The organism is Ktedonosporobacter rubrisoli, from assembly GCF_004208415.1.
Lineage (GTDB): Bacteria > Chloroflexota > Ktedonobacteria > Ktedonobacterales > Ktedonobacteraceae > Ktedonosporobacter > Ktedonosporobacter rubrisoli.
In genome coordinates, this window is sequence record NZ_CP035758.1 from 6,999,974 (window position 1) to 7,025,156 (window position 25,183).

Here is a 25,183-nt window from a genome sequence, read left to right on the forward strand (position 1 = left end):
TTATAATGTATTGGAGTGAGGCTATGCAATACAATGAGCTATAAAAAAATAATACTGCATTTGCTTCCCCGGCCGTTCTATTGCTGCTGCAGGCATGGCTATCCTATCCTGACCAGGCCATAGAGAATCCAGAAAGTACCAATCTTTCTATAGCGCTCGCGCAAATACTTGAGTTTTGCAGAAACACTTTACTATACCTGAGCTTTATGCAGAGCAATAGAGCCAGTACTGACATCGAGCATAAGCACAGCCTTACTCTGTGGGCTGGTAGTAGAGTTGAGAGGGCCACGGAAGTTGACAGGACCATCGCCCTTGTTATTCTCTACATTATAGAGAGGGAAATCACTATTAATTGTGCCGACATTGGTATTGGCATCAAGGATAACGTTAGTGCTTTCAGGAAGGGTTACGTCTATCTTGCCCTCTTCGCTTTGCAAGATATAGCGGGCCGGAGCATCAGGCGGGGTAGGAGCTGCCAGCAAACCATCGAAGGTAACATTCCCCTGCCCGGTCTCTATATGCGAGCCAGCGGCCAGAATCGCATGCTTGACAGTCACGTTGCCAGAGCTACCCTGAATCGTCAGGACTCCGCTCAAGCCGTTCACGCTAATATTGCCGACCGGGGCCTCCACATCAAGGAGCAGGGAGGGACCATTGGCTGAGAGGACTTTCTCGGGCAGGGTGATAGCGATATTCACGGCATTGCTACTGTTATGGATCAGGCCGCCGTTATTGTCGGGCAAAGTAACATTGACGATAAGGCCATTTGCGGCCAGCGCGCCAGGAGCAGTTGAGCCCAGAGCCCGGGGCTTCGCACATGTCAAAGTATTTGTGATGCTGCCCGGTGGCTGGACCTGGACGACGATATTCTTGAGCTCCTGATCAGCCATTTGCTGGTTTTCGGCATGCACTATCTTTTTAGTCGCCACAGTCGTGGCAGTAGCCGCGGGATCAACGGTAATAGTCACGTCCCCTATCTTATTGCAGATCTGCATCTGAGCCAGGGTAGAAAGGCTGCTGAGCGGTATCTGCTGTGTATTTTCCTGCGTAAAGGCTTTCTTACTTCCCAATCCCCAAGAGCCATGGGGGTTGTGCCGGGAATGGAGTGCAGTATGTAGAAGGCAAAGCCAACAACGAGCATGACTGTAAGGATCATGCCTAAGCCGCAGCCTAGCAGCAGGATTGGCCAGGTGCGCTTCTTTCGGCGAGGGCGCCGGGGACGTCTACGGGGCTCTGGCTCATATTCACGCTCACGAGCAGCACGGCTATAACGCTTTGCATATCCGTTGTCGTCCCAATCTTCCCGGAATCTCTCTGGTCCTCGGCCCATGCCTTCTCTTGCCTCGCTTTCCAAACCGGAATACAATTTAAACTGAAATATAACTATCACTTAATACGAACGAGGTAAGGCTATGGTTTTTACTTTTGCAGAGAATATATTGTTTGGCCCTCTTCGCCAAGCTAAGAAGTGCAACTAGAGCCAGCCTATTCCCTTAGAATTGAAGACTTTGTTGGCCGAAAACCTTTTCAATAGTCCCGTGGCAAGCTATAATAGGATCGATTGTCTATCTTCTAAGGATATAAGGTTGATGCGCAGGAGCAAGCTAGTATGGATGATTGGCAACGGTTTATAGTCCGTTTTTGGGGTGTGCGGGGAAGTTATCCTACTCCAGGATTGCACACGCTCCGCCATGGAGGGAATACCTCCTGTGTTGAAGTGCAAGCAGGCCCGCATACTCTGATCTTTGATGCGGGCAGCGGCATAATTCGCCTGGGCAATGAACTGATGCAACGTAACCACAAAGACGTGCTTAATCTGGCTCTCTTTCTTACGCATGGCCATGGTGATCACCTCGTCGGCTTTCCTTTCTTTGCCCCTCTCTTCGATCCACATACAACTATTCATCTCTTTGGTCCCCGTCTGGCCGGTCGTGGAATAAAGCAGCTCGTAACCGCGATGATGTCTCCACCGTATTTCCCTGTAGATATGCGTACGCTACCATCGCACCGTGTATTCCATACGATCACAGATGAGCAGAGCATTATCTGGAAGAAAGATAGCTCTGATCCGGTCGCACGTCAGCCAGAGACTGGCCAGCCACTTCACAACGAATTATGTGTAAAGGCCAGGTTCACGCAAAGCCACCCGCTCAACGGCGCTCTCGTTTATCGCATTGAGTATGCAGGACGTAGCGTTGTCTATGCAACTGATGTAGAGTGGAGCGAGGGATGCGAGCCGGACCTTCTGGATTTTATTGAGGGCGCAGATGTGTTGATCCATGATGCCCAGTATACTGCACTCGATTATGAACAGACCAAAAATGGCTTTGGACATAGCACGGTAGAGATGGCGACGGAGACGGCCGCGGCAGCTCACGTGGGTGAACTGATTCTCTTTCATCACGAGCCGACGTATGATGATAACCAGTTAGATCGGATGGAAGCAGAGGCACAGGCTCGCTTTGCCCGCACACGGTCGGCATTTGAGGGTTTAGAAATCGATCTTTAATAGTCGTAGTCATAAAGGAACGCTTCATTCCAGCTCCTGTCCTTGCCGGCACGGGCTTCAGAAGCGGAGGTCTGCTGAATGGGAAATCCGAAGATAAATGTTCTGCTAGCGCTGATGATTATTGCCTCGTTTCTCGTGGCGACAGTACTGCACGGATGGGCGCAATCGCTCACTGCCTCCTGGTTGGGGGATGCAACGCCTCAGGCCGAAGGGAGGCAAACGCTGAGCCTACGTCCACATCTCGATGCGCTGGGCACCTTAATGTGCGTTATCCTGGCTTTTCAGCCCACACCTGCCATTCAGCTTGGCCTGGGTTGGGGCAAGCCCGTCAAGCCTGATCCCTGGAAGCTACGCATGGGGCCTGATATGGGCGTTCTGGCTGTGGCTGCCTCGGGAATGATCTTTAATCTGCTGGTCGGGCTGCTGATGGCCTTGATTCTGCATTTCGTCTATCCCATCCTTGTAGTCAACGCCGTGACCATGTATGTCTTTCTGTTCCTACTTGTCTTTGCCAGCGTAAATATCTGCCTTGCCCTGCTCAATCTGATACCTGTCTATCCTCTCGATGGCTACCATATCCTATATAGCCTGCTGCCAAGTAAGCAAGCGGTCCAGTTCGCGAAATCTGCCTCCTACGGGCCATTTATCCTGCTGGGCTATTTCTTCTTGCTGCCATTTCTGTTCAGCGTGGTCGGCCTGCAAGGCTTCATCCTCTTACGACTAGGGGAGGGTTTTTATCGGCTTTCGCTCCTGCTGATCGGGCTGGTTAGCGGTCTGTCGCCTTATAGCCCTACGCTTTATTCGCTACATACCCTTCATCTCTTTGCCTTTATCGGTTTCTAGCCAGTTATGAGAGAAAGCAAAAATACAGTGCAGAGCGTTCTCTATCGTTTGGGGCAGGCCCGCCAGCAGCTTGGCTTTGTAAAGCCGCTCTCAGCCGCAGAATATGAGGAGGCGGCGCTCTATCTGCCGCCATCTGCCCTCGTACTTTTTCGGACGATGGCCCCGGCCGACCAGCGTCACTGCCTGCGGGTCTGTCAGCGCTTACGTGAGCGTGGCTGTCAGGATCGAGAGATGCTAGCTGCGGCTTTGCTGCATGATGTAGGTAAGGCCCAGGGCCGGGTTCCGTTTTGGACGCGACCGGCTATTGTACTGGGGAAGAAATTTACGCCAGCCCTGCTCACGGCACTGGCAATCTCGCCCTACGAGTTTGGCGAACGCATTATCCCACGCTGGCAGCGCGCCCTTAGCTACGCCTGGTGGCATGCCGAGATCGGTGCCAATCTGGCCAGTGCCGCCGGCCTTTCCCAACAGGCTGCGCTCTACATCCGCACGCATCACGAGGCGCACGGACCGGCTGCCGCGCTCCACGCCGTGGATGAGGTCTCCTAAGCTATGTCCGAAGAGCTCGGTGTGGATGAAGCCGCGCAGACAGCCGCTCAGCAGGCCCAATATGTGGTTCACCTTCCCCTCTTTGAGGGGCCGCTTGATCTGCTGCTCCACCTGATCGAGAAGCGCCAGATGGAAATCACCTTGATCTCTCTCGTGGCCGTGACCGACCAATATCTTGATTATTTACGGCACTGGGAGGCCGAGTCTTTACCACTGGCCAATATGGCGGCTTTTGTTTCCATAGCCGCACGCCTGCTGTTTATCAAATCCCAAAGCCTCTTGCCGCAGAATACGCGCGAGGAGAGGCAGCAGGAGGGTGAGAGCGCGGCAGCGCTGGCCGAGGAATTGCAGCGCCACTTATTGGAATATAAGCTGGCGAGAGAGATTGCTACGGCGCTGCGCCAGCGCGAGGAAGCTGGTTTACAGACCTATACGCGCTCCAGCCTGCTGGCCGGCATTGAGGCCCAGCTCAATTGGACGCCTCCCACCCTCGCCGGCCTTGATGCTCAGCGGCTCGCGCAGGCTTTTCAGCGCCTTCTTGAATTACAGGCAAGAGATGAGGAGCGCGGCGAGGATCTTATGCCGGTAGCGCGGGTACGCGTCAGTGAGCGCATCGAAGAAATTATGAGTCGTCTGCAGGAGAAGACATGTATCCTGTTGTCAGAGGTAATCGAGAAAGAGCGCTCGCACCTGGTGATTATCGTCACCTTTCTTGCCGTCCTGGAGCTCTGGAAATGGCAGCGCATTAGCGTGCGCCAGGATGCGCTTTGGGAACCAATTTTTATCGAGCGCGGCGAACGCTGGGCTGAGGCCGGGCAAGATGAGATCGAAGACTAGTTATCCATTCGCGCTGTAGCATCCTTGCCTTCATGCATGAGGTACTTCACATATCCAGCGTATAGCGCGCGGCTGTATAATTCTGTTCCTCATCGACGGCAAAGGCAAAAATGGTGTGCTTACCGGGGCTTAGATGGCTCAGATCCAGCGTCCATGACGGCCCTACCTGAGCTGGCACCTCGACCTTATCAAGAAACCAGGTTATCCTCACAACATCTAATCCGTTCTCAATATAGGCCTGACAGTGCAGCAGGGAGAGATCATCATCCCTGCTGGTTTGAATGCTTAGCTGTGGCGGCGGATAGCTGGCCGCGCTACTACTTATATAGGCGCTCCAAGGAGCAGGAGTCAGGAACTCCTGGACCGAGATTGTGCCATAGACGCTGCCCGGCACAACGCCAATACCAATCAGGGTTAAGGCTGGATTGAGGATATTCTCGCGATGCCCGCAATTCTCTGAAGCATCATCATACATATATTCATAGATCGAGCCTATACCCGCCTGCGGATTTCCGGCCAGATTCTCGGCAGCCAGACTATAATGACTAAAGAGGGCAGTATTGCTATTGATACGATTGGTAAATGTCCCACTGATTGGGCTGGTATGCGAGAAAAAATGGAGATCGACCAGCTGGCGCCCATAGGCCAGGGCGATACGCGAGAGCATCGGGTCCATCTGCAGAGGATGTAGTCCCCGGTCCGTGCGCTCAAGGTTGACAAGGACTAACTGTTGTTGCACAGCACTGAGCTGATAGAAGTTTTTGGGTAGGTGCAGCGCGGGTACATGCTCCAGTTTGCGCGCATTGTTGATAGCCGCAATAGCGTCCTGGGGCCGCTCGCTGCTAAGATAGTCAGGTGTCGCTGTAATATTTACACACGATTGATGGCGCGATTGGGCCGCATCTGTGTAGCGGAGCTGCTTCAGTAGCAGTACGCCTGTCGCAAGCATAACAAGAATCATACAGATTGTAGCCAATCTTATCTGCCGCATAAAATTTATATATGCTCCTCTATCAAGTCAGTTTCTACTCACTCTATTCGGCACATAGTAGAGATCCTGCAATGCTAGAGGCTAAAATTGTCTCTCGGCGAGAGGCAAATCGGTCAGGCCTGAGTAGCTACGCTTTATGCTTTTTATAAAGCTAATAATCCTATATCCACTCTAAAATAGCCCTGAGTTGATAAAACTTGACAGACAGTGGCTCAAAGTTTATACTGAGATAGTAATAAAGTTTACTTAAAGGACTCATCTTTGAGCTTAAGAATAGATATTAAGGAGATAGAATAGAGATGGAAGAACCCCAGGAGAAACCAACAGAACAGCAATCTACTCCAAATACCCAACCGATGAATGGTCCTACACCGGAAGCCGCGCGCATAGCCGAGCTAGAGGCCCAACTTGCCCAGGCTCGCCAGGAAGCTGCCGACAACTGGAATAAATATCTGCGCGAGCGCGCCGACGTAGATAACATTCGCAAACGCCAGGAGCGCTTGTTAGGAGACCGTGTGCTTCATCAGAAAAAAGCGCTCTTCCATAAATTGCTCGGAGTGATGGATAACGTAGAGCGAGCGCTCGTCTTCCAGGATACGATGGACCGAGCTCAATTGCAGCAGACATTACGCATGGTCCATTGGCAGATGAGCGAAGTGATGCGTAGCGAAGGGTTAAATCCGGTGCCCACCGTGGGAGAGAATTTTAATCCCTACGTGCACGAAGCTATCGAAGCTGTTGAGAACAGTGACAAGCCGGAGGGTACGATTGTTGAGGAAGTACTCAAAGGGTATACACTCGGAGACGAGACCCTACGCCCCGCCCGCGTCAAAGTAAGTATGGGAAATAAATAACCATACGGAGAACTGTGAGGTATGCGCATATCTCAAATTTGTGATGCGCATACCTCAATGACAAAGCCACAAAGGGGCTGGGTTATGGATTACAAAGATTACTATAAGATACTCGGTGTCGCACGAGGCGCTAGCACAGATGATATCAAGAAAGCCTTCCGTAAGCTAGCTCGCAAGTACCACCCTGACGTTAATCCCGGCGATAGGAAGGCTGAGGAACGATTTAAAGAGATCAACGAGGCCTACGAGGTACTTTCAGACCCCGATAAGCGGCGCAAATATGATACGCTCGGCCCAAACTGGCAAGAGCAGTTCGGACCTAACTTCTCAGGCGCCGGCAGGCGTAGCTATCAATATGGCACGCGCGGCGGCTCATTTGACTTCGATCCGATGGGACCAGGTTTTTCTGATTTCTTCGAGGCGTTATTTGGGCGCGGTTCCACTACAAGCGGGCGCACAAACATGCGCAGGCGCGCCGGGGATAATATAGAGCAGCCAGTTGAAGTCACCGTGCAAGAGGCCTTTAGCGGCGGCGTGCGCACCTTTAATGTGCAATCACCAGAGGTCTGCCCCACCTGTCAGGGCGTCGGCGAAGTAAACGGTAAAATATGTCCCACCTGCAATGGGCAGGGGGCCGTGCCGCGCAGCAAGCGCCTTCAGGTCAAGATTCCACCCGGCGTGGATAATGGTTCGAAGATCCGCGTCGCCGGTGAGGGACAGCCAGGCATTGGAGGCGGTCCACGGGGAGATCTCTTCCTTGTCATCAGTGTCAAGCCCGATTCAGTCTTTGAGCGCAAGGGCGACGATCTCTATATCGATATCGATGTAGAGCTCGTAAAAGCTATGCTTGGCGGCGAAGTAACGGTTCCCACGCCAGATGGTCGCAAATTGATTCTGACCATCCCTCCTGAGACCCAGAATAGCCGCTTGTTCCGCCTGGCCGGCAAGGGTATGCCTCGTTTACGCAACGAAGGACACGGCAATCTCTTTGCTCGCGTACGCGTTGTATTGCCAATGCATCTCTCGGCCGATGAGCGCGCCCTCTTCGAGAAGCTGGCACGTAGCCGCGGCGTCGAGGTTCACCCGTAGGAGGCGAAAGGAGTAAATAGTCATGCCTGAGAAAAGTGATGGCGCATGGTACATCATTAGTGTGGCAGCGCAGAAGGCGGAGGTACACGAACAAACATTGCGCCATTACGAACGCTTAGGACTGATCTCGCCTGCACGTAAAGGGAATAGTCCTCATAGTCCGCGCCTTTACTCAGATCGCGACATTGAACGCGTCGTCCATATTCGCAGCTTGATGCGCGATCTAGGGGTAAATCTAGCTGGCGTTGAGGCTATTCTGCATATGAAAGATCGTATGGAGCGCTTGCAAGAAGAGCTAGAAGAGCAGATGTCGCAAATGCGCGACCGACACGAGGCAGAGACACGCAGGCTTAAGGAGATCATTGAGCGCTTACAACGCGGCTCTTCTGCTACCTCCTGATAACTCTGCGTTACTCCGTCCTTCGCTGCGTGCAGCACCTTTCTGTAAGAGAGTTTCTTTCAAGGCTGTAAAGTGTAGTTGTGGATGTCTCGTTAGCGTTTGCCCCTCGTCCTGTATGCCTGCCCCTTTTCTCAACAGCTCTGGCTGGTTCCCTAACGTCATGCTATACTGTTAGGGAACTGCAGAGGTGAGGAAAGTGCATTATGGCATATCTTGTTCAAGAGAATGGCCTTGTCTGTCAGTCACCCGATCTTACCCCTCTTCTGAGCGTGGAAACGCCGCAATGGTATAGCTGGCTGGCTGAAATAACTGCCTTTATGTTTACATGCTCGCTCGGTAGCTTTACAGCGCGCAAGGAGCAGGCGACCAATGGGCGCGGGGGAGCGTACTGGAAGGCGTATCGCAAGTGCCACGGCAAGCTCTACCGGGTTTATCTGGGAAAAACTGAGCATTTAACGCTGGCCCGCCTGCAACTGGCGGCCACAAAACTGAGTGAACGCATTGCTGAGCAGGGAACAGGTCCAGTTAAGCAACCATCGAGATCAGAGGCGCACACTGAGGAGCAGCATACACGGGAACTAGCTATTCCCCAACTGCTCTCTAGCCGGCTCCTACCTCCACCCGTTCTCAAGTATTGCATAGCGCGTCCCCGTTTGCTCGATGTCCTACAAGCTGCGCATACTAAGAAATTAGTCCTCATTGCGGCACCGGCCGGCTCAGGCAAGACAACCCTCTTAAGCGAGTGGGCGCAGCACACCTCAACTGTCCTCTGGATAACTCTCGATGCAGAGGATAACGATCCTATTAGCTTCTGGTCTTATATCCTTGCCAGCTTTCAGCGCGCTTTTCCTGGCTATAGCGAACAGGTCTCCTATTTACTCAGCTCTCCCAGATCTTCCCTGCTTCGCGCGGCACTTATTGAACTGCTCAATACTATGGAGAACCTGGCGGCCGAGGTGTTTCTACTGCTTGACGATTATCAGCTGATCCAGAATAACACAATCCATGAGACGCTGCTCTTTTTTCTTGAGCATTTGCCGTCCCATATGCACATGATCATAGCCAGCCGCTACGTTCCTCCCTGGCCGCTGGGCCGGCTGCGCGCAAGTGGCTCGCTGCTTGAATTAGGGAGCGCTGAGCTGCGCTTTACCCATGAAGAGGTGACTGCTTTTCTGGCTCGGCAAATCTCTCCTATACCCTCGACCAGCGCGATTACAAAGCTGGAGGAGCGAACCGAGGGCTGGGCCGCCGGTTTGCAACTTGCCGCCCTGGCTCTGCAGCAAGAACCCAACATTAAACATTTCTTTGCGCGCTTCAGCGGTCGCTCTTATCCCTTGCGAGCTTATCTATTGGAAGAAGTAGTGGCACGCCAGCCGGAGGAAGAACAGCGCTTCTTGCTCTATACCTCGATCGTCGAACGTTTTAGTGCTGAACTTAGCGAGGCCCTGACCGGCGATCACAATGCCTATCTCTTGCTCCAACGCCTGCAGCAAAAGAAGCTCTTTATCTACATGCTTGATGAGCAAGGGGAATGGTACCGCTATCACCATCTCCTGACTGAGGCTCTGCGCAACCATTTGCGCACGACGCAGCCCGAGCTCTTTCGCCAGCTATATAGGCGAGCTAGCATCTGGTATGAACAGCGTGCCTTACTGGCAGAAGCTGTTGAGTCCGCCCTGGTGGCCCGAGATTATGGGCGAGCCATGAATTTAATAGCGAGCTGTGCGCCGGCCGTCCGCAAGCATGGTGAGCACATCCGCGTGCTGGGTTGGTTGGGCCAGCTACCTGAGGCGGCCCTGGCTTCTCAGCCCACGCTACAACTTATGCATGCTTCCACCTTAATCGCAAGCGGGCGCCTGGATGAGGGGGAAAGCCGTCTGCAGCGACTTGAAAAAGCCTTGGCTGCAATGCCGCCAGCAGACAGAGAGCAGAGCCTGGCTGGGCCAATTGCTACTCTGCGGGCAGCACTTGCCAGTACACGAGGAGACATGCAAAAAGCCCTGGAAGCTGCTCATGACGCGCTTGCCAATCTGCCAGCCGATGACCTGGAACGCCGTGGCAGCGTCTATCTCAGTATGGGCAACGCCTATTTCCATAGGGGCGATTTTAGCGCAGCCCAGAAGGCTTTGGCAGAGGCTGTAGCTATCAGCCGACACATCGGCAATATCTCTCAGTACCTGGAAACGCTGCACCTGCTCGCTTATGTGCAGATATTGCAGAGCTTGCCTTGCCAGGCCAACGAGAGTTGTCTGCAAGGACTGCGCCTCGCCACGGCCTATGGTCTGGACAGGACAGCAAGTGTGGCCAGCCTCTATATGAGTCGGGGCGATCTGCTCTACGAGTGGAATGAGTTGGAGGCTGCCGCCGAGCAGCTGACGCAGGGAATTGAGCTGAGCAGGCGCGGAGAAAATTTGATTGGCATGATTGACGGCTCATTAACTCTGGCTCAAGTCAGACAGGCCCAGGGCGACATGCAAGGGGCGCAGGCCTTAATGCAGCGAGCCGAGCAATTTGCCAGTCAGACCAGAGAGCTGATTTATATGACCTTTGTGGCCAGGCTGCGCGTCTATCTCTGGCTCCTACATGGCGACGTAGAGGCTGCAGCGCGCTGTGCGGATAATTCCGGTCTGTATGCCGCCTATGACGACAAAGAGCCCACTACCTCTCAGCTTTCTTTCTTCGCCTTGATGGATGCTCTGACCCTGGCCCGGCTCTATCTTGCCCAGGAGGAGCTAGCAAGAGCCCATAAATTGCTTAGCCGCATCAAGAACACGCTCGATCCACAACAGCATACAAGGCGCTATATTCAGTGGGGCCTTCTCAAGACCCTCAGCGACCATGCCCGACATAAACAGGATGCCGCCTTGCGCCTCCTGGAACAAATTCTGCAGCTAGCCGAACCTGCCCACTATGTGCGCGCTTTTCTTGACTTCGGCTCCGCCCTCGCACCTTTATTGACAGAACTTCTTCAAGACAGATCTATTCCTCGCTCTACGCAGAATTATGCAAGGAATTTGCTGATCTCCATTACAGCAGCACAACCACAACTGGTCGGCGTATCAATACAGCAATCCGCAAAAGCCATATCCCCTGAGCGGCTCAGTTTACGCGAGCTGGCCGTCCTGCGCTTGCTGGCTCAGGGGCTTTCAAACCGGGAGATAGCTCAGCGGCTCATCGTGACTGAGTACACGGCAAAAACCCATACCAGGCACATCTATAGAAAGCTCAACGTACATAGCCGCACCCAGGCCATCGCCCGGGCCCAGGAATTGCACATTCTCTAATCTGCTCCGAGCCAAACTTCCCTTTAGCGTGCCTATAGCTCTCAATCGCAGGCTCCAGGCGCCTCTAAAACTGGCAAAATTTGTTCTCTGCGGCCAAGCGCTATCACGCAAATACCCCTTTTAGGCGATGACACACAAACACTTTACCTCTTATCCTGAAAAGGCACAGCCATATAATCTTCTCTTCGCTCATAGCTGGCCTGCTGTCAAAATTCTAGAAGGAGATGTGATGAGTACTCATCCCTTGAGCTCTGATCCGGCTCAAAACAAGAACGTATCGATCTTGAGCGCTGGTTTGCTTCTGCGTATCCTGGCTGGAGGAATTGCCGCAGCTATCATCCTGACCGCCTTTGGACTGCTTACTTCGTCCGGCCATGGTGCAGCCTTTTTGCTGCAGAAAATTATTGTTAATCTCGTCTCCGGCCTCCTTTACGTCGCGGTTATGGCTCCCTTAGCCATCTCTTTACCCTTACGCTGGCCCGCGCGTTTTGGGGCAATCTTTGTGCCACTCTACGTGACTGGTGTGCTCGCAGATCTTGTTGAGGCCTATTTTTATACAACCACGCTTACCCCTTTTAAGCTCGTTATGGCTCTCATTTTTGAGAGCATCCCATTTCTGCTTATCGCCCTCGTCATCGCCTGGCTACTGCCACCATCCAGCAAAGCGCGCTCCCGACCCGGATTGCGCCAACGTGCCTTACTTTCCTGGCTCTGGCGCATTGTGCTTGTTGGTATTCTTTACGTACCGACCTATTATCTCTTTGCCACCCTGGTTACGCCAATTGAGCATATCTTTTACCATGATCCGTCATTCGTGGCCCAGCTCCACACCCAGGTACCGCCCGCCAGCGTCACCATCATTCTAGAGGCGTTCAGAGGCGTTTTCTTCGCGCTGGCCATGCTGCCCGTGCTGGCCGTTATGGATGGGCCGAGCTGGCCACTCCTGCTCTACCTGACGCTTATTGGAGTGGTTATAGAGGCCTGGGTTCCGCTATTGGGGCAAGCTAACTGGCCCTGGGCTATGCGCCTGGGCAACATGCTGGAGCTGACCGGCGATGCTCTAGGGCGGGGGATTGCCATAACCCTACTTCTGGCATTACCAGCCACTTTCAAGAGGAGGAAAGAAACAGAAGCCGGCTAAGTTGGTTTGAAATTTGAGCCCCCAACGTTACCCTTTGCGCCTCGCCGCTCTCAGCTGGAGAAGAACGAGAAATGGAAAGCTCTGAATTAAGCCGCAAAAGACTTGAAAATTCTGCTCGCTTATGTTATAATTAATACTACACCGTGAGGCACAACTGTTATGGGTTGTGCCTCTTTTATTTGCCAATAGAGCATCAGAGCTGAGGAGCCACGGCCGGCATCAGGTGCGATTGCATCTTGAGGGCAATAATGCGCGTTGCCGCCTCATCGATACGCGCCTGCGTGAGCGTCCCATCCTGTACAGCCGCCTTGAGCGCATCAAGCATAGCGTGCATCTGATCCGACCCGCTAGGCCCGAGTATCATATCATCGCCAGCCTTAAGGGCCAGAACAGCCGCCTGAGGCATGCTTATCTGCTTTCCATCCACTACAACCCCTTGCATATAAAGCGCATCTGTCAGCACAACGCCATCATAGCCAAATTCCTTACGCAAAATGTCGGTCATAAAGGTTGGCGAGAGCTCGGCAGGTAGCTTGGGATCAATAGCCGGCATAAGCACATCAGTTGGCATGATCATACCAGGATTCTCTAGCTTATCAGGCGACTGAATAAAGTGCTTGAAAGGGGCAAGCTCAACCTGATAGATCTGCTCTTTGGTACGGTTAATGACGGGCAAGCCAAAGTGGGCATCGATAGTAGAAGCGCCCAGCCCGGGAAAATGCTTGATACAGGCGATGACGCCATCTCCCTGCAAAGCCTGCATATAGGGGCCGGCAAACTTAATCACCGAGTCGGCCGAATAGCCAAAGGTACGCGTTACCTGATTTGGCCCGTTGGGAACTAAGGCCACATCCACATCGGGGGCCAGATTGGTATTAATGCCCAGAGCCAGCAAGTCGTGAGCCAGCTGATGGCCTTGCTGGGCCGCCATGTCTTGATTACCGCTCTCATAGATGGACAGCGCCGAAGGACGGGACGGATAGATATTGCGCAAGCGCTGCACAATTCCACCTTCTTCATCGGTCGAAACGAATAGGGGGAGCTTAGCGTTCTTCTGCATCTTGGCAATATCCTGGCGCGTCTGATCGGCTGTCTGCATTTGAAACTCATACATAATGACGCCACCCGCATGAAGCTGATTGACCATCGTATCAAGGTCGGGCGAGTAAAAGCTATCGTTGTACTCGACCATGATAAGCTGCCCGAGCTTCTCATCAAGCGTCATACGGGAGACATAGAGGCCGGCAAGCTGTTTATAGTTCATCCGCATGGCCAGATGCCGCCGAGCGCTAATCTGCTGCGCATTGAGGGGCTGCTGTACGGCAGGTCCTTTGTGATTTGTAACAAGATTCAGCAAGGCGGCTCCCGAATCCAGGAAAGCGGTTCCCGATAAGACACGTTCGCCTATCAGGCCACTGATAAGCACAAGAGCCACAAGCAGGACAAGACTAACAACGACTATAAAAGGCGAGCGACGCTGGCGACGCCTCATCATCAAGCCAAGTTGGGCCTGAAAAGATGCGCGCCGCGTGGTCTGGGGGCGAGCAGACGGCTTCACGCGCGCTAATTTGGCCGACAGCTCTAAGTTCCGCCAGTTTCCCTTTTGATACTCCTGAGCTGGCATGGGACGAGAGGTGGCCATCCAGGCTTCATGCTTACCTGTCACGTTCTCCGGAAAGTTGGGATCTGGCGTTACAGGACTGAATTGTTGTATAGAGGGCTGCCTGGAGGTGGCAGCATCTGGCCGTCGCGCCGAAGCAGATGAGAGCGACGGATCGGTCATAGTAATTTTAGGATTATTATTTCCCTTATGGGGAGGTTCAGGCTTATCTATAGTCATTTATGTTGCTCCATAAATTGTTGCTCAAATCTAAGTATAAACCAGTCGCAGATAGGAGTGCACCGATACTCAGAAAGTATTATGCCAGAAATATGGCCTCCAAGGCAGGTGCAGTACGTTCAGAAGCACTCCAAAGATGGTACTATCAGGCCAATCGAGAAAATAGAGATGCAGGTCTAAACGAGTTTCTACTTGCCTTAGTTTGCGTCAAAGAGCGTAAAATTGGCTATTTTTTCTTCCCCTTTCTCCGTGCTGACCAGCCTGGCCGAAAAAGCCAGTGAGCGATACCCCGGAAAAAATACTGCCAGCTTCCTACCGAATAAAAATAAGTAATCGCCAGCTATACTTTCTTTTCTTTCGTTTTTCTGCTACCCTAACAAATATTCATTGACTCAGGAGCCAGTAGCATGTTAAAAAATTCTCATGGAGAAGGGCTAGATGAAATTGATAAGGAACTTCTCCGGATCTTGCAAGAGGATGCGCATTTAACTAACGTCGAGATCGCGCGAAAGATCAATCTCTCGCCGCCGGCAACGCACGCGCGCATTCGTAGCCTGGAGCAACGCGGCTACATTCGGCAATATACAGTGCTTGTGAACCGCGAAATGGTTGGTTATGACCTGGTTTGTTTTATGCTCATCAGCTTGCAAGTACATCAGTATGAAATGATTGAAAAGTTTCGGGCTGCCGTCCGCAAGCTGCCGGAGGTATTGGAGTGTCATCATCTCACCGGCGACTACGATTACTTGCTCAAGGTAGCATTCCGCACCCATAAGGATGTGGAGCGCTTCGTAGTTGATCGTCTGATGCCCATTCCGGGTATGGCACGCATCCACACAAGCCTTGTGCTGACCGAGGTAAAATACAGCACAGCTTTGCCTATAGAATGAGGAGCATATATTCCCTTTCACCTATACAGGCAAGCCAGAGGCTTGGCCGATCCCTGCGGATCTGCAAGGCAGAGTACACCCGCTTCAGACTGTAAGCAGGAGGCGAAAATTTATTTATGGACCCATCCATTACCGTCGATCTCTACAGCGATACGATCACACAACCAACCACCGCTATGCGCCAGTACATGTGTTATGCCGAGGTAGGGGATGAGCAATTAGGCGAAGATCCTAGCGTTAATCGCTTGCAAGCTATGGTCGCCGACATGTTGGGGAAAGAGGCAGGGCTTTATTTACCCTCGGGCACAATGTGCAATCAGATCGCCTACGCGGTACACTGCCAGCCAGGCGACGAAGTAATTATGGATCGCACTGCTCACCCGCTCCATTTCGAGGGTGGGGGCCCTACGCCGCTTAAAGGGATACTTGTGCGCGCCCTCGCCGGTGATCGTGGCGTTTTTACAGCCGACCAGCTTACAGAAGCCCTGCGCCCGCACAGCCGCTATCAGCCCAGAAGCAAAGCCATCTCCATCGAGCAAACATCAAATCTGGGCGGAGGAAGATGCTGGCCGCTAGCCAGCATACGAGAAGTCTGCGAGCGCGCCCACTCGGCCGGTCTGGCCACCCATATGGACGGAGCGCGCCTGCTCAATGCTGTGGTAGCAACAGGCGTAGCCGCCAGCGACTATGCCAGCTCATTCGATAGTGTCTGGCTTGATCTCAGCAAGGGTCTGGGAGCTCCCGTGGGCGCAGTCCTGGCCGGCTCACGCAGCTTTATCCAGGAGGCCTGGCGCTACAAGCAGCTCTTAGGCGGTGCAATGCGTCAATCAGGCATCATGGCTGCCGCCGGCATTTATGCTCTTGAGCACCATGTTGAACGGCTAGCCGAAGATCACACCCATGCCCAATTGCTGGCGCAGGGTTTAGCCGGATTGCCAGGCATTGCGCTACGCCCACAAGATGTTGAGACAAATATCGTGCTCTTTGACGTCGCTGAGACCGCACTGAGTGGCCAACAATTTGTGGAGCACTTGAAGCAACAAGGCGTGCGCTTCAGTTTGATGGGCCCAAGCCTGGTACGTGCAGTGACCCATTTGCAGATCGCGCGAGACGATATTGAGTATGCTTTGCAGGCAGTGGAAGCCGTGCTGGATAGCAGCCAGAAGAACAAAGGCAGCAAAGAAATACTTTATTCCGGCTTCTCGTCCTGAGCAGCCTCGGCGCTGGGAGGAGGCTCTTCCTGCTGAACAGCGGCTCCGGGCACTTGACTGGTAGGGCTCTGTTCAGAGGCGGCTTCCTCCATAGCAGGCGTCTCGTGGCCAGCTGGAGGCTCAGAGCTTTCGGAAGGCTCTGAGGGCAGTGCAAGATCTTCTGTCTGGGGAGATGTTTCCGGGATGGCCGCCTCCTGCGCCTCAGCGATGGCAAGGGCAGGAGAGGCATCATCTTTTTCAGGCTCAGTTTGTTTAGCCGTGCCGTTGGCCTGAACTTGCTCTATTAACTGATCGGCCCGTTTAGCTGCGCCGTTGGCCTTGGCAAGTTCTGCTGCTTCCTCGGCTGGCAAAACTAGCAGCGTGGGCGGAATCGGCGTCTCGGGCAGCATCTGCAGCTGGCCCTCGGCCGCAAGGCTTTCGGGAAACGTCGCAGATTTCTGCCCATCCCCTTGCTTCTCAGCTGACGGCACAGCTCTTTTGATCACAGGCACAACTAGCGTATCCTCCAGCTCATCCTCTTCTTCAAGGGAAGCCGCCCGTGCGGCAAGCGCTGTTGATGGCCGGTCAAGTGCGGCTTGCCGCCTGCTTACTCTTGCGCCAGATAATTTCTGCTGGCTCGATGTCTGCTTGCCAGGCACAACGGAGGCAGGCAGCAGAGAATGGTCAAAGACGGCTTTGATCGCATGGCTCTGTTCCTTATGCAGAACCGTTAGCAAGGCGTGCCGATAATTTGTTACCGCAAAATGATGCGTCACAAGCTTCTCCGGCTGAATTTTTCCCTGTCCGATGAGCTCGCTCGCCAGGCTAAACGTCGAACGGCGTCCCTGGCTTCCCACGGGCCAGCACTCGCTCCCATAACTGGCTGAGCCAATCAAATTTGCTTCTCGATACCAGAGAGGCGTAAGGTCAAGTTTCACCAGGCGCGGCTCGCGCCCAACCAGGACCAGAGTTCCGCGTGCGCGCAGCCAGCGCAAGGCATGCTGCAAAGAGTCCTGGCTACCAACGGTATCGTAGATAACATCGTGAGCTCCCGCTAAGACCTTGTTGCCACCAGGACCCCGATAGAGCCTGGCCCTTGTTGCACGCTGTATATCACTATAGCTATGTTGAGGATAAATAATATGCGTCGCACCCAGGCGCGTAGCTTGTTCAACCTGAAAGGCGTGGCGAATCAGCACACTTACCTCTGTCTGCGGAGAAAGCAAACGCAGCACCTGCAACACGAGCAGGCCAATTGTTCCCGACCCGACAATCAACGCCCGCTCACCGGAGCGCGGAAGAAAGCGCAAGACAGCATGTAGTGCTATAGCCGTGGGAGCAAGCAATACTGCCTGCTCGTCGCTAAGCAAAGCTGGGATACGGAAAAGTTGTTGCTCATGAAGGAGCATCTCCTCACTCCAACCACCGCCAAAGGGCGCCGGTCCAGGCAGTTTGTCCTGTTCACAGAGCTCATAATTGCCGGAGGCGCAGAAATGGCAAGGAGGCTGCATGCCGCTGGAAATGCAATTAGGGCCATATTGCCAGACGACGCGATCTCCCGCGCGCAGATAGCGTACCTGATCGCCCGGCTCAATCACCTCACCCACAACCTCGCGCCCAGGATAACGCGACCAGAAGCGAGGCACAGCCGCAGGTGCAATGCGCCTATCTGCATGGATAAGATGGAGGTCAGCCGCGCAGATACCGGCCAGGCGATTGCGCACTCGCACCCAGGTCGGCGCGGGCAAGGCCTGGCGGGGCAAATTTTGTACACGCAAAGGAGCCAGAGAAGAAATGCCAACTGTAGGCCAGAAACCATTGAGCAAGCGTACGATAAAGTTCCGTTGAGGGCTCGAATCTAACGTAGCAGTCCACATAACTCCTCCTCTTTGACTCAAGAGATGTCAACGCGTATACTTCCTGGCAAATCCTAAGAACCATACTCTTATGAGTTGGATCATAATCGTCTTCAGGATATCTTTGCAACAGAAAAGGCAAATATGGACTATACCGAGAGGATCTAGCAAACAGGCGGTCTTGGCTTAACCTACGCAGGGCAGCCTCACAATAAACTCGGTTCCGGTCCCGGGCTCACTTTGTACGGTAATTGATCCATCATGAGCTCGCACAATCGCCGAAGCAATGGACAACCCCAATCCTGTGCCTATAACAGATATTTTAGAGGAAGAACGACGATACTGTCCCCGATAGAATGACTCAAAGATGTGCGCGAGATCTTCCTCGGCAATCCCCTCTCCATTATCGATAACGCTTAAGATAGCATCTTCCCCCTGCCTATTGAGGCGCAAAGTAATAAAGCCATCGGGAGCGGGGCGGCCATACTTCACAGCATTATCAAGCAAGATGAAGATGAGTTGCTTGATACGATCTTTATCAGCCTGGAGCCCAAGGCCTTGCTCCGTCGCCTTCTCAAGCTTAATGGCCCTTCCGTCCTCAAGACGTCGTTTGGTTTGCTCAATACCTTCGCTAGCCAGCGCCACCAGATCCAGGTACTGAGCCTTGAGCGGCTGGCCCTCATCGAGGCGGGCCAGGGTCAGGAGGTCGTTAATCAGCAGCGTCATGCGCTCAGACTCATTCTTCATGCGCTGCAGCACTTGTTGAGCCACCTCTGGATTATCTTTTGCCCCCCGCATCAGCACTTCAGTAAAGCCACGTATAGATGTAAGCGGTGTGCGCAGCTGATGTGAGGCATCCGAGAAGAAGCGCCTGAAGCGCGCCTCAGCCGCATGCTGCATCTCTTCCGCCCGCTCAAGCCGCGTTACCATCTCATTAAGGCTACCGGCCAGCCGATCTATCTCATCCTGGGGAGGCAAGCGCAAGGGTAAGCGCTCGCGCTGCTGCAGATCGCCGATAGCGATAGCCTGCGCAGCATCGGTTACGCGCCAGAGAGGGCGTAGCAATATCGTAGTAAAAACAAAGTTAGCCACAATGCCAGCAATAGTAATAATAAAGGCAATAAGAAAGATATAAACCGCTTGTATGTGCGTTGAGAGGAGCATACAAATGATAAAAATGATCAGCAATAAAGTCAAACCATAGACAGTTGTTAGCTGAATACGCAGGCTAAAGAAGGGACGCAGCCATGAAGGAGCATCCGTACCTGCACTGGTCTGGGCAAAAATCGGCCCCGTTGGCGTCAGATCGCCGGTTCGGGGAGATACCGCGCGCAAAGGCGACAATGGCTCATACCTGCTAGCATGGCCATCCTGAGTGCTTGATAGAGAACCATTTGATGACCCAGTTCCAGCTCGCTCCTTTGCGTCGGTAGCTTTTGGCTCTGACATAGTGACAAGACTCCGCTTCGCAAACAACTAAAGATTCTTCTAGCACCTATCCTTTAAGGACATAGCCAACACTACGCACTGTCTGGATAAGGCGCGGCGAACTTGGCGAGTCTTCGATCTTCTCACGTAGATAACGTACATAGACCTCGATAATGTTTGTCTCGCCTAAAAAGTCGTACCCCCAGACACGATTTAAAATAGTTTGTCGATCCAATACCTGCCGCGGGTGGCTCATAAAGAGATGCAAAAGATTGTACTCGGTTGCCGTTAGCTCAATGAGCCGTCCACCCCTCGTCACTTCTCGCGTCGCTGTATTAAGCGTCAAATCAGCAAACTGAAGAATCTGGCCATTAGCCGCTTCTTCGCTCGATCCACCCATAGCACGTTTCTGACGTCGTAAAATTGCCCTTATGCGTTCGAGCAACTCATCAAAGTCAAACGGCTTGGTCAGATAATCATCGGCTCCCGTACGTAAACCCAGAATACGATCACGTACATCGTCCTTGGCCGTAAGCATGAGAATGGGTACATCGCGCGTCGTTGGATTCGAGCGCAAGCGCTGGCATACTTCCAACCCATCCATACCCGGCATCATGATATCAAGAATAACTAGATCAGGATTGATACGCTGGGCTACAGTGATACCTTGCTCACCATCAGACGCCGATTCAACCTGGAAGCCTTCGTAACGCAGTCCCAGACGAATAAACTCTATGATGTTTTCTTCGTCGTCGATAACAAGGACTTTTAAGAGTTGCTGCTTCTCGTTGCCTTGCCAGGAACCACCTTGCTGCATGATATTTTCTCCCTCAGCCCACAGTAAATTATTTGAGCCCGCTTTGCCAAAGTGTCTATGAATTCTATGCTCATTATAGATATCTATGAGCTGACCCGCAAGATTACTTCACCAACTCCCAGCTATTCTCAGCATAAATTAATCCTTAGAGCATATCTTTTGCCCCGCCAGCATATCTTCAACTCTCTTTCTCCCTGGTAGACGCTAAACACTCATACTGCACCTCAACTGCCTAGCGGGTCCACATGCTCTATCTCTTCGCACACTTTTCTTTTTACAGCCCAGAAAATCCTTGACAGGACTTGCTTCGATCAGTATACTTTTCTGTAACCGGTTCCGAAAGCGGTTACGTAATCGCTTTCATGAACTATTATTGTAAGCTCACAGGCTATGCGCTGCGGCGAGCTCCAATTGCATAGTGTAATCAAGAAAGGCCTCTATGAAGGAAAAATGCACTATTGATGATATAGCTCGCCTGGCTGGTGTCTCCAAAACAACCGTCTCTCGTGTCTTAAATCATAAGCCTGATGTAGGAAGCGCTACACGCAAACGTATTTTACGCATTGTTGAGGAGCAGGGCTTTGTTCCCAATATTACGGCTGCCGGCCTGGCGGGTGGCCGCAGTCATCTTATAGGTGTTCTGCTTCCCTCTTTTACCTCGCTCTATGTTCTTGATATTATGCGCGGTATGGCAGAAGCCGTAGACGACACGCTATACGAGTTGGTGCTTTACAGCATCAATGACCGAGCTAGCACAAAGGATAAAGGCGACGTGATCGAGCGTATTTTGACCTCCAAGCTTACTGCCGGGCTGCTCGCCATCATGCCAGGACAGCTCTCTAGCTACGTGACGCGCCTGCATAAGCCCGGCTTTCCAGTCATGACAATCGATGACCAGGAGGCTATTCCTTCTGTGCCACGCATCAGTGCTGATAATCGCGGCGGCGCCTATATAGCTGTTCGCCACCTTTTAAGTCTTGGCCATAGCCGTATCGCCCATATCAAAGGACCCGCGCACTATCTCTGCGCACGCGAGCGCTACCAGGGATACTGCCAGGCTCTAGAGGAGGCTGGCCTCGCGGTCGAGCCGGGTTTAGTCCTGGAGGGCGATTTTCAAGAAAACAGCGGTTTTCAGGCCGCCCGTCGCCTCTTCTCCCTGCCGAGCGAGCAGCAGCCAACCGCTATCTTCGCCGGTAACGATCTGATGGCCTATGGAGTGCTCTCGGCCGCCGCTGAGCAAGGCATAGCTATTCCCAGCGAGCTTGCCGTGGTAGGATTTGACGATCTTTCCTCCTCAGCGCTCGTGAGGCCGGCCCTCACGACTGTACGGCAGCCATTTCATGAAATGGGCCGCCTGGGAGTTAAGCGGCTCCTGACGCAGTTAAGCACTCAGCTCTATATCGAGACATCCCACAATGGCATGCATGGCCGCAAGTTCTACGAGCGTGAGGCTCCGGCCGCGACAGAGCATATACAGCTGGCAACCAGCCTGGTTGTGCGCGCCTCATGCGGCGCTTCGCATCAACAGGTCAACCCTACATAGGCCAGATTTGATATCATTGTTGTCTTTATTCTGTTCCAAAGACGTAGGTAATCGCTAACAGAAGTGGAGGTGCATAGAAGCATCCAGGCATATCATAAAGTATTTGCAGCCTTTAGTAATTTATCGAGCAGTCATGAGGTCAACAAGTCAAGTTGTCTTGTTAGTGGATCATTGCTGATCCACCAACCCAGTGTCAGGAGGTTTTAATGTGACTCTAGGCAACTTATCTTCAACCCTGAAAGCAAAGTTCAAGACCCGTATGTCGCTGGTAACAGGTCTATTGCTCTGCATGCTCTTGCTGGCCGCCTGTGGTGGCAGTGGAGGAACAACAACCGCCAGCAATGGCGCGGCAAACAGCGTTTTGACGATTGTAACCAGTCCCAAAGGTGACTTCACCGAGAATTTTAGTCCCTTTTCTCCCACGGCCCTTGATGGCGCTAAGGGCATGATGTACGAGACATTATTGTATTTTAACCAGGAAGATGGCAGCGTCAAACCCTGGCTGGCTGCCAGCTATAAGTTTGCTGACGATGCTACCAGCGTGACCTTTAATTTGCGCCAGAACGTGAAGTGGTCGGACGGCAAGCCCTTCACTTCGGCAGATGTCGTCTTCACGCTCAACGAACTAAAACAATATCCAGCCGCAGATACAAGCAGCCTGTGGAAGGTCATCAAAGACGTGCAGGCGCCCGATGCCAACACGGTTGTGGTGACGTTTAACCGACCTGACAGCCCTATTTTGTGGTACCTGGCTGGCCAGACCTATATCGTGCCGAAAGAGCATTGGGCAAGCGTGGGTGATCCCACCAAATATACCAATTCCCAGCCAGTCGGCACCGGACCCTTTACCCTGAAGGCCTTTACGCCTCAGCTTGTTGACCTGGTTAAGAATCCCAATTACTGGCAGCCTGGCAAGCCTGCCGTTCAGGAACTTAAGTACCCTTCCTTTAACTCAAACACTGGCGCAGAGTTACTGCTCTCGCGCAACCAGCTTGACTGGACCGGCCTCTTTACCCCGGATATTCAGAAAACCTATGTCTCGCGCGATCAGGCCCACAACCATTACTGGTTCCCTTCGGCAAACGTCATCATGCTGTATTTGAATCTCGCTAAACCGCCCTTCAATCAGCTTGCCGTACGCCAGGCCATCAGCGCGGCCCTTGATCGCGAACAGATGTATAAGGTTGGTGAGAGCGGCTACGAGCCCGTTGCACATCCAACGGCCCTCGTGCTCCCTGCTAACAAGCAATTTCTGTCTACTGACTATACTGATCTCGCGTTCAAGATGGACACAGCCAAAGCTACCCAGTTGCTGGAGAGCGCTGGCTTTAAAAAGGGCTCCGATGGTATCTATGCCGATAGCAGCGGCAAGAAGTTATCCTTTAACATCAATGTGGTCACCGGCTGGACCGACTGGGTAACCGACTGCCAGATTATGGCTAGCAATCTCAAGGCCATCGGCATGAATGTTTCGGTCAGCTCACTTTCTTATAACTCCTATATCAACGCGCTGCAGATGGGCTCTTACGATGCAGCGATCTCCTGGACCAACACTGGTCCTTCGCCCTACTTCCTTTATTACTCGACGCTCAGCAGCAAGAACACGGCTGCTGTCGGCCAGCTAGCGCCTTCCAACTGGGAGCGCTGGAACGATGCGACAACCGACAAGCTGCTTGATCAATATGAGAAGACAACTGACACCAACGCACAAACCCAGGCCATCAGCGGCATAGAGAAGATCATGGTCGAGCAAATGCCGGTCATTCCTCTCGTTTATGGCGCCACCTGGTACGAATATAGCTCGCTGCACTTCACCGGTTGGCCCGACAAGGATAACCCCTATGCAGTGCCGTCGCCCTACACTGCTCCCGATTGTGAGGTAGTTGTGCTGAATTTGAAGCCAGCCGCCTGAAGCATCGACCCGGCAAGTCACCCGTAGCGCAGACACTTCAAGGGTTCTGCCCTGACCGGATACGAGAGCTATCTCTTCAATATCTGGCTCGGCAGGACCTACCCGAACACCCAGGATACGGCTTGCTCGGATGAGCAAGTCTAGCCCTTGCAGGGCGGCCTGCCGATTTGCCTGGCTCCATGCGTCAAACAACAGCTTACCTTAAGCTAAGAGAAGGAGAAACTAGTGCGTCACCTGCTACGCCGCATAGGCTTTTACCTGGTTGCGCTCTGGGCGTCGATTACCCTCAATTTCCTGATCCCACGGCTGGCCCCTGGCGATCCGGCCAGCGTGCTCATGGCTCGCTTCCAGGGCAAGATCCAGCCCGAGGCTCTGCACGCCCTGCAAATAGAATTTGGCGTAACCCACGAACCGCTCTGGACCCAGTATATTCAGTATCTCAACCAGCTTATTCATGGCAATCTAGGCCTCTCAATTACCTATTTTCCCCAACCCGTTTCGGCGATGATTGCGCAGGAAATCCCCTGGACAATTATGCTGGTAGGCGTCTCTACGATTATCAGCTTTTCTCTGGGTACCCTGCTAGGCATGCTCATTGCCTGGAAGCGTGGCTCTTTCTTTGATACATTTTTCCCGCCCTTACTAACTTTCTTCTCGGCCATTCCCTATTTCTGGCTGGCCTTAATCGCGCTCTACGTGCTTGGCTTTATGCTGAATCTCTTCCCAGTCAACGGAGGCTATGATCTTACCGTCATTCCCAGCTGGAGCCTGCCCTTTATCCTTAGCGCCATTCAGCACGCTATCTTGCCGGCCTTTACGATCGTGCTCTCTTCAATCGCCGGCTGGATGCTTGGCATGCGCAATATGATGGTCACCACGCTCTCCGAGGATTATGTCCTCCTGGCCGAGGCCAAGGGCTTGCCGACGCGGCGCATCATGTTTAGCTACGCGGCCCGCAACGCTATCCTTCCTAGCGTTACAGGCTTTGCGCTTTCGCTAGGCTTCGTCGTTGGCGGCGCGCTCCTGACAGAAATCGTCTTTTCCTATCCAGGGATTGGTTTTGCGCTCCTGCAAGCCGTACAGAACTCGGACTACGCCTTGCTACAGGGCATCTTTCTCATTATCGCCATCGCCGTACTTGGCGCCAACTTTCTTGCCGATCTGCTTTACTTTGTGCTTGATCCCCGCGTGCGCCAGGAAAGGAACTAAG

Annotated in this window: 20 protein-coding genes; 14 read left to right on the forward strand and 6 right to left on the reverse strand. The window is 53.0% G+C overall.

The features are described from left to right. Window positions 1-191: 191 nt before the first annotated feature. The gene (locus tag EPA93_RS30375) at window positions 192-1,070 is read right to left on the reverse strand and encodes a DUF4097 family beta strand repeat-containing protein (protein WP_129891123.1); all 879 of its coding nucleotides are present in this window, start codon (window positions 1,068-1,070) and stop codon (window positions 192-194) included. Between the two features lie 539 nt (window positions 1,071-1,609). On the opposite strand from EPA93_RS30375, the gene EPA93_RS30380 reads away from it, so the two are divergent. The 4 genes from EPA93_RS30380 to EPA93_RS30395 all read left to right on the forward strand — a co-directional run bounded on the left by EPA93_RS30380 (window position 1,610) and on the right by EPA93_RS30395 (window position 4,738). Continuing rightward, the gene (locus EPA93_RS30380; RefSeq protein ID WP_129891124.1) at window positions 1,610-2,509 is read left to right on the forward strand and encodes an MBL fold metallo-hydrolase; all 900 of its coding nucleotides are present in this window, start codon (window positions 1,610-1,612) and stop codon (window positions 2,507-2,509) included. A gap of 78 nt (window positions 2,510-2,587) precedes the next feature. Next, complete coding sequence (locus EPA93_RS30385) at window positions 2,588-3,352, forward strand: site-2 protease family protein (protein WP_129891125.1); 765 nt, start codon at window positions 2,588-2,590, stop codon at window positions 3,350-3,352. A 27-nt stretch (window positions 3,353-3,379) separates the two neighbouring features. After that, entirely contained in the window at window positions 3,380-3,901 is a 522-nt protein-coding gene (locus EPA93_RS30390) for an HD-GYP domain-containing protein (RefSeq protein WP_129891126.1), read from the forward strand. A 3-nt stretch (window positions 3,902-3,904) separates the two neighbouring features. Next, the gene (locus tag EPA93_RS30395) at window positions 3,905-4,738 is read left to right on the forward strand and encodes a segregation and condensation protein A (protein WP_129891127.1); all 834 of its coding nucleotides are present in this window, start codon (window positions 3,905-3,907) and stop codon (window positions 4,736-4,738) included. Between the two features lie 46 nt (window positions 4,739-4,784). On the opposite strand, the gene EPA93_RS30400 is transcribed toward EPA93_RS30395, so the two are convergent. Further along, complete coding sequence (locus tag EPA93_RS30400) at window positions 4,785-5,729, reverse strand: CAP domain-containing protein (protein WP_129891128.1); 945 nt, start codon at window positions 5,727-5,729, stop codon at window positions 4,785-4,787. Window positions 5,730-6,028: 299 nt separating this feature from the next. Here EPA93_RS30400 and EPA93_RS30405 point away from each other — a divergent pair, with 299 nt between their 5' ends. The 5 genes from EPA93_RS30405 to EPA93_RS30425 all read left to right on the forward strand — a co-directional run bounded on the left by EPA93_RS30405 (window position 6,029) and on the right by EPA93_RS30425 (window position 12,497). Further along, the gene (locus EPA93_RS30405) at window positions 6,029-6,583 is read left to right on the forward strand and encodes a nucleotide exchange factor GrpE (protein ID WP_129891129.1); all 555 of its coding nucleotides are present in this window, start codon (window positions 6,029-6,031) and stop codon (window positions 6,581-6,583) included. Between the two features lie 84 nt (window positions 6,584-6,667). Then, the gene (locus EPA93_RS30410) at window positions 6,668-7,672 is read left to right on the forward strand and encodes a DnaJ C-terminal domain-containing protein (protein ID WP_129891130.1); all 1,005 of its coding nucleotides are present in this window, start codon (window positions 6,668-6,670) and stop codon (window positions 7,670-7,672) included. A 22-nt stretch (window positions 7,673-7,694) separates the two neighbouring features. Beyond that, window positions 7,695-8,072, forward strand: coding sequence for a MerR family transcriptional regulator (locus tag EPA93_RS30415; RefSeq protein ID WP_129891131.1), 378 nt, complete (start codon window positions 7,695-7,697; stop codon window positions 8,070-8,072). A 203-nt stretch (window positions 8,073-8,275) separates the two neighbouring features. Then, complete coding sequence (locus EPA93_RS30420; RefSeq protein ID WP_129891132.1) at window positions 8,276-11,356, forward strand: winged helix-turn-helix domain-containing protein; 3,081 nt, start codon at window positions 8,276-8,278, stop codon at window positions 11,354-11,356. 229 nt (window positions 11,357-11,585) lie between these two features. Continuing rightward, window positions 11,586-12,497, forward strand: coding sequence for a hypothetical protein (locus EPA93_RS30425; protein ID WP_129891133.1), 912 nt, complete (start codon window positions 11,586-11,588; stop codon window positions 12,495-12,497). A 193-nt stretch (window positions 12,498-12,690) separates the two neighbouring features. Here the strand turns inward: EPA93_RS30425 and EPA93_RS30430 are convergent, their stop codons facing one another. Beyond that, window positions 12,691-14,337: a glycoside hydrolase family 3 N-terminal domain-containing protein gene (locus tag EPA93_RS30430; RefSeq protein ID WP_129891134.1), complete on the reverse strand. Its 1,647-nt coding sequence runs from the start codon at window positions 14,335-14,337 to the stop codon at window positions 12,691-12,693. 407 nt (window positions 14,338-14,744) lie between these two features. On the opposite strand from EPA93_RS30430, the gene EPA93_RS30435 reads away from it, so the two are divergent. Together EPA93_RS30435 and EPA93_RS30440 are read left to right on the forward strand one after the other, a co-directional pair. Continuing rightward, window positions 14,745-15,227, forward strand: coding sequence for an Lrp/AsnC family transcriptional regulator (locus EPA93_RS30435; RefSeq protein WP_129891135.1), 483 nt, complete (start codon window positions 14,745-14,747; stop codon window positions 15,225-15,227). 116 nt (window positions 15,228-15,343) lie between these two features. Further along, window positions 15,344-16,438 carry a threonine aldolase family protein gene (locus EPA93_RS30440; protein ID WP_129891136.1) on the forward strand — a complete coding sequence of 365 codons (1,095 nt, stop codon included), beginning with the start codon at window positions 15,344-15,346 and terminating at the stop codon, window positions 16,436-16,438. On the opposite strand, the gene EPA93_RS30445 is transcribed toward EPA93_RS30440, so the two are convergent. The 3 genes from EPA93_RS30445 to EPA93_RS30455 form a co-directional block, all read right to left on the reverse strand. After that, entirely contained in the window at window positions 16,417-18,294 is a 1,878-nt protein-coding gene (locus EPA93_RS30445; protein WP_129891137.1) for a zinc-dependent alcohol dehydrogenase, read from the reverse strand. The two genes, EPA93_RS30440 and EPA93_RS30445, sit on opposite strands and share 22 nt — an antisense overlap. A gap of 165 nt (window positions 18,295-18,459) precedes the next feature. Then, on the reverse strand, window positions 18,460-19,722 hold the full coding sequence (locus EPA93_RS30450) for a sensor histidine kinase (protein ID WP_129891138.1): 1,263 nt from the start codon (window positions 19,720-19,722) through the stop codon (window positions 18,460-18,462). Window positions 19,723-19,768: 46 nt separating this feature from the next. Next, entirely contained in the window at window positions 19,769-20,518 is a 750-nt protein-coding gene (locus EPA93_RS30455; protein WP_129891139.1) for a response regulator transcription factor, read from the reverse strand. A gap of 439 nt (window positions 20,519-20,957) precedes the next feature. Here EPA93_RS30455 and EPA93_RS30460 point away from each other — a divergent pair, with 439 nt between their 5' ends. The 3 genes from EPA93_RS30460 to EPA93_RS30470 all read left to right on the forward strand — a co-directional run bounded on the left by EPA93_RS30460 (window position 20,958) and on the right by EPA93_RS30470 (window position 25,182). Then, a complete protein-coding gene (locus EPA93_RS30460) occupies window positions 20,958-22,061 on the forward strand; it encodes a LacI family DNA-binding transcriptional regulator (protein WP_129891140.1) in 1,104 nt (367 codons plus the stop codon). A gap of 208 nt (window positions 22,062-22,269) precedes the next feature. Continuing rightward, the gene (locus tag EPA93_RS30465) at window positions 22,270-23,973 is read left to right on the forward strand and encodes an ABC transporter substrate-binding protein (protein WP_242527170.1); all 1,704 of its coding nucleotides are present in this window, start codon (window positions 22,270-22,272) and stop codon (window positions 23,971-23,973) included. Window positions 23,974-24,198: 225 nt separating this feature from the next. Further along, entirely contained in the window at window positions 24,199-25,182 is a 984-nt protein-coding gene (locus tag EPA93_RS30470) for an ABC transporter permease (protein ID WP_129891141.1), read from the forward strand. The last annotated feature ends 1 nt before the right edge of the window (window position 25,183 follow it).

Bases quoted from the DNA above. Each gene is read 5' to 3' on its own strand.
- EPA93_RS30380 (WP_129891124.1), top strand. From the start codon at position 1,610: ATGGATGATTGGCAACGGTTTATAGTCCGTTTTTGGGGTGTGCGGGGA.
- EPA93_RS30385 (WP_129891125.1), top strand. From the start codon at position 2,588: ATGGGAAATCCGAAGATAAATGTTCTGCTAGCGCTGATGATTATTGCC.
- EPA93_RS30395 (WP_129891127.1), top strand. From the start codon at position 3,905: ATGTCCGAAGAGCTCGGTGTGGATGAAGCCGCGCAGACAGCCGCTCAG.
- EPA93_RS30400 (WP_129891128.1), bottom strand. From the start codon at position 5,729: ATGCGGCAGATAAGATTGGCTACAATCTGTATGATTCTTGTTATGCTT.
- EPA93_RS30405 (WP_129891129.1), top strand. From the start codon at position 6,029: ATGGAAGAACCCCAGGAGAAACCAACAGAACAGCAATCTACTCCAAAT.
- EPA93_RS30410 (WP_129891130.1), top strand. From the start codon at position 6,668: ATGGATTACAAAGATTACTATAAGATACTCGGTGTCGCACGAGGCGCT.
- EPA93_RS30415 (WP_129891131.1), top strand. From the start codon at position 7,695: ATGCCTGAGAAAAGTGATGGCGCATGGTACATCATTAGTGTGGCAGCG.
- EPA93_RS30420 (WP_129891132.1), top strand. From the start codon at position 8,276: ATGGCATATCTTGTTCAAGAGAATGGCCTTGTCTGTCAGTCACCCGAT.
- EPA93_RS30425 (WP_129891133.1), top strand. From the start codon at position 11,586: ATGAGTACTCATCCCTTGAGCTCTGATCCGGCTCAAAACAAGAACGTA.
- EPA93_RS30430 (WP_129891134.1), bottom strand. From the start codon at position 14,337: ATGACTATAGATAAGCCTGAACCTCCCCATAAGGGAAATAATAATCCT.
- EPA93_RS30435 (WP_129891135.1), top strand. From the start codon at position 14,745: ATGTTAAAAAATTCTCATGGAGAAGGGCTAGATGAAATTGATAAGGAA.
- EPA93_RS30440 (WP_129891136.1), top strand. From the start codon at position 15,344: ATGGACCCATCCATTACCGTCGATCTCTACAGCGATACGATCACACAA.
- EPA93_RS30445 (WP_129891137.1), bottom strand. From the start codon at position 18,294: ATGTGGACTGCTACGTTAGATTCGAGCCCTCAACGGAACTTTATCGTA.
- EPA93_RS30450 (WP_129891138.1), bottom strand. From the start codon at position 19,722: ATGTCAGAGCCAAAAGCTACCGACGCAAAGGAGCGAGCTGGAACTGGG.
- EPA93_RS30455 (WP_129891139.1), bottom strand. From the start codon at position 20,518: ATGCAGCAAGGTGGTTCCTGGCAAGGCAACGAGAAGCAGCAACTCTTA.
- EPA93_RS30460 (WP_129891140.1), top strand. From the start codon at position 20,958: ATGAAGGAAAAATGCACTATTGATGATATAGCTCGCCTGGCTGGTGTC.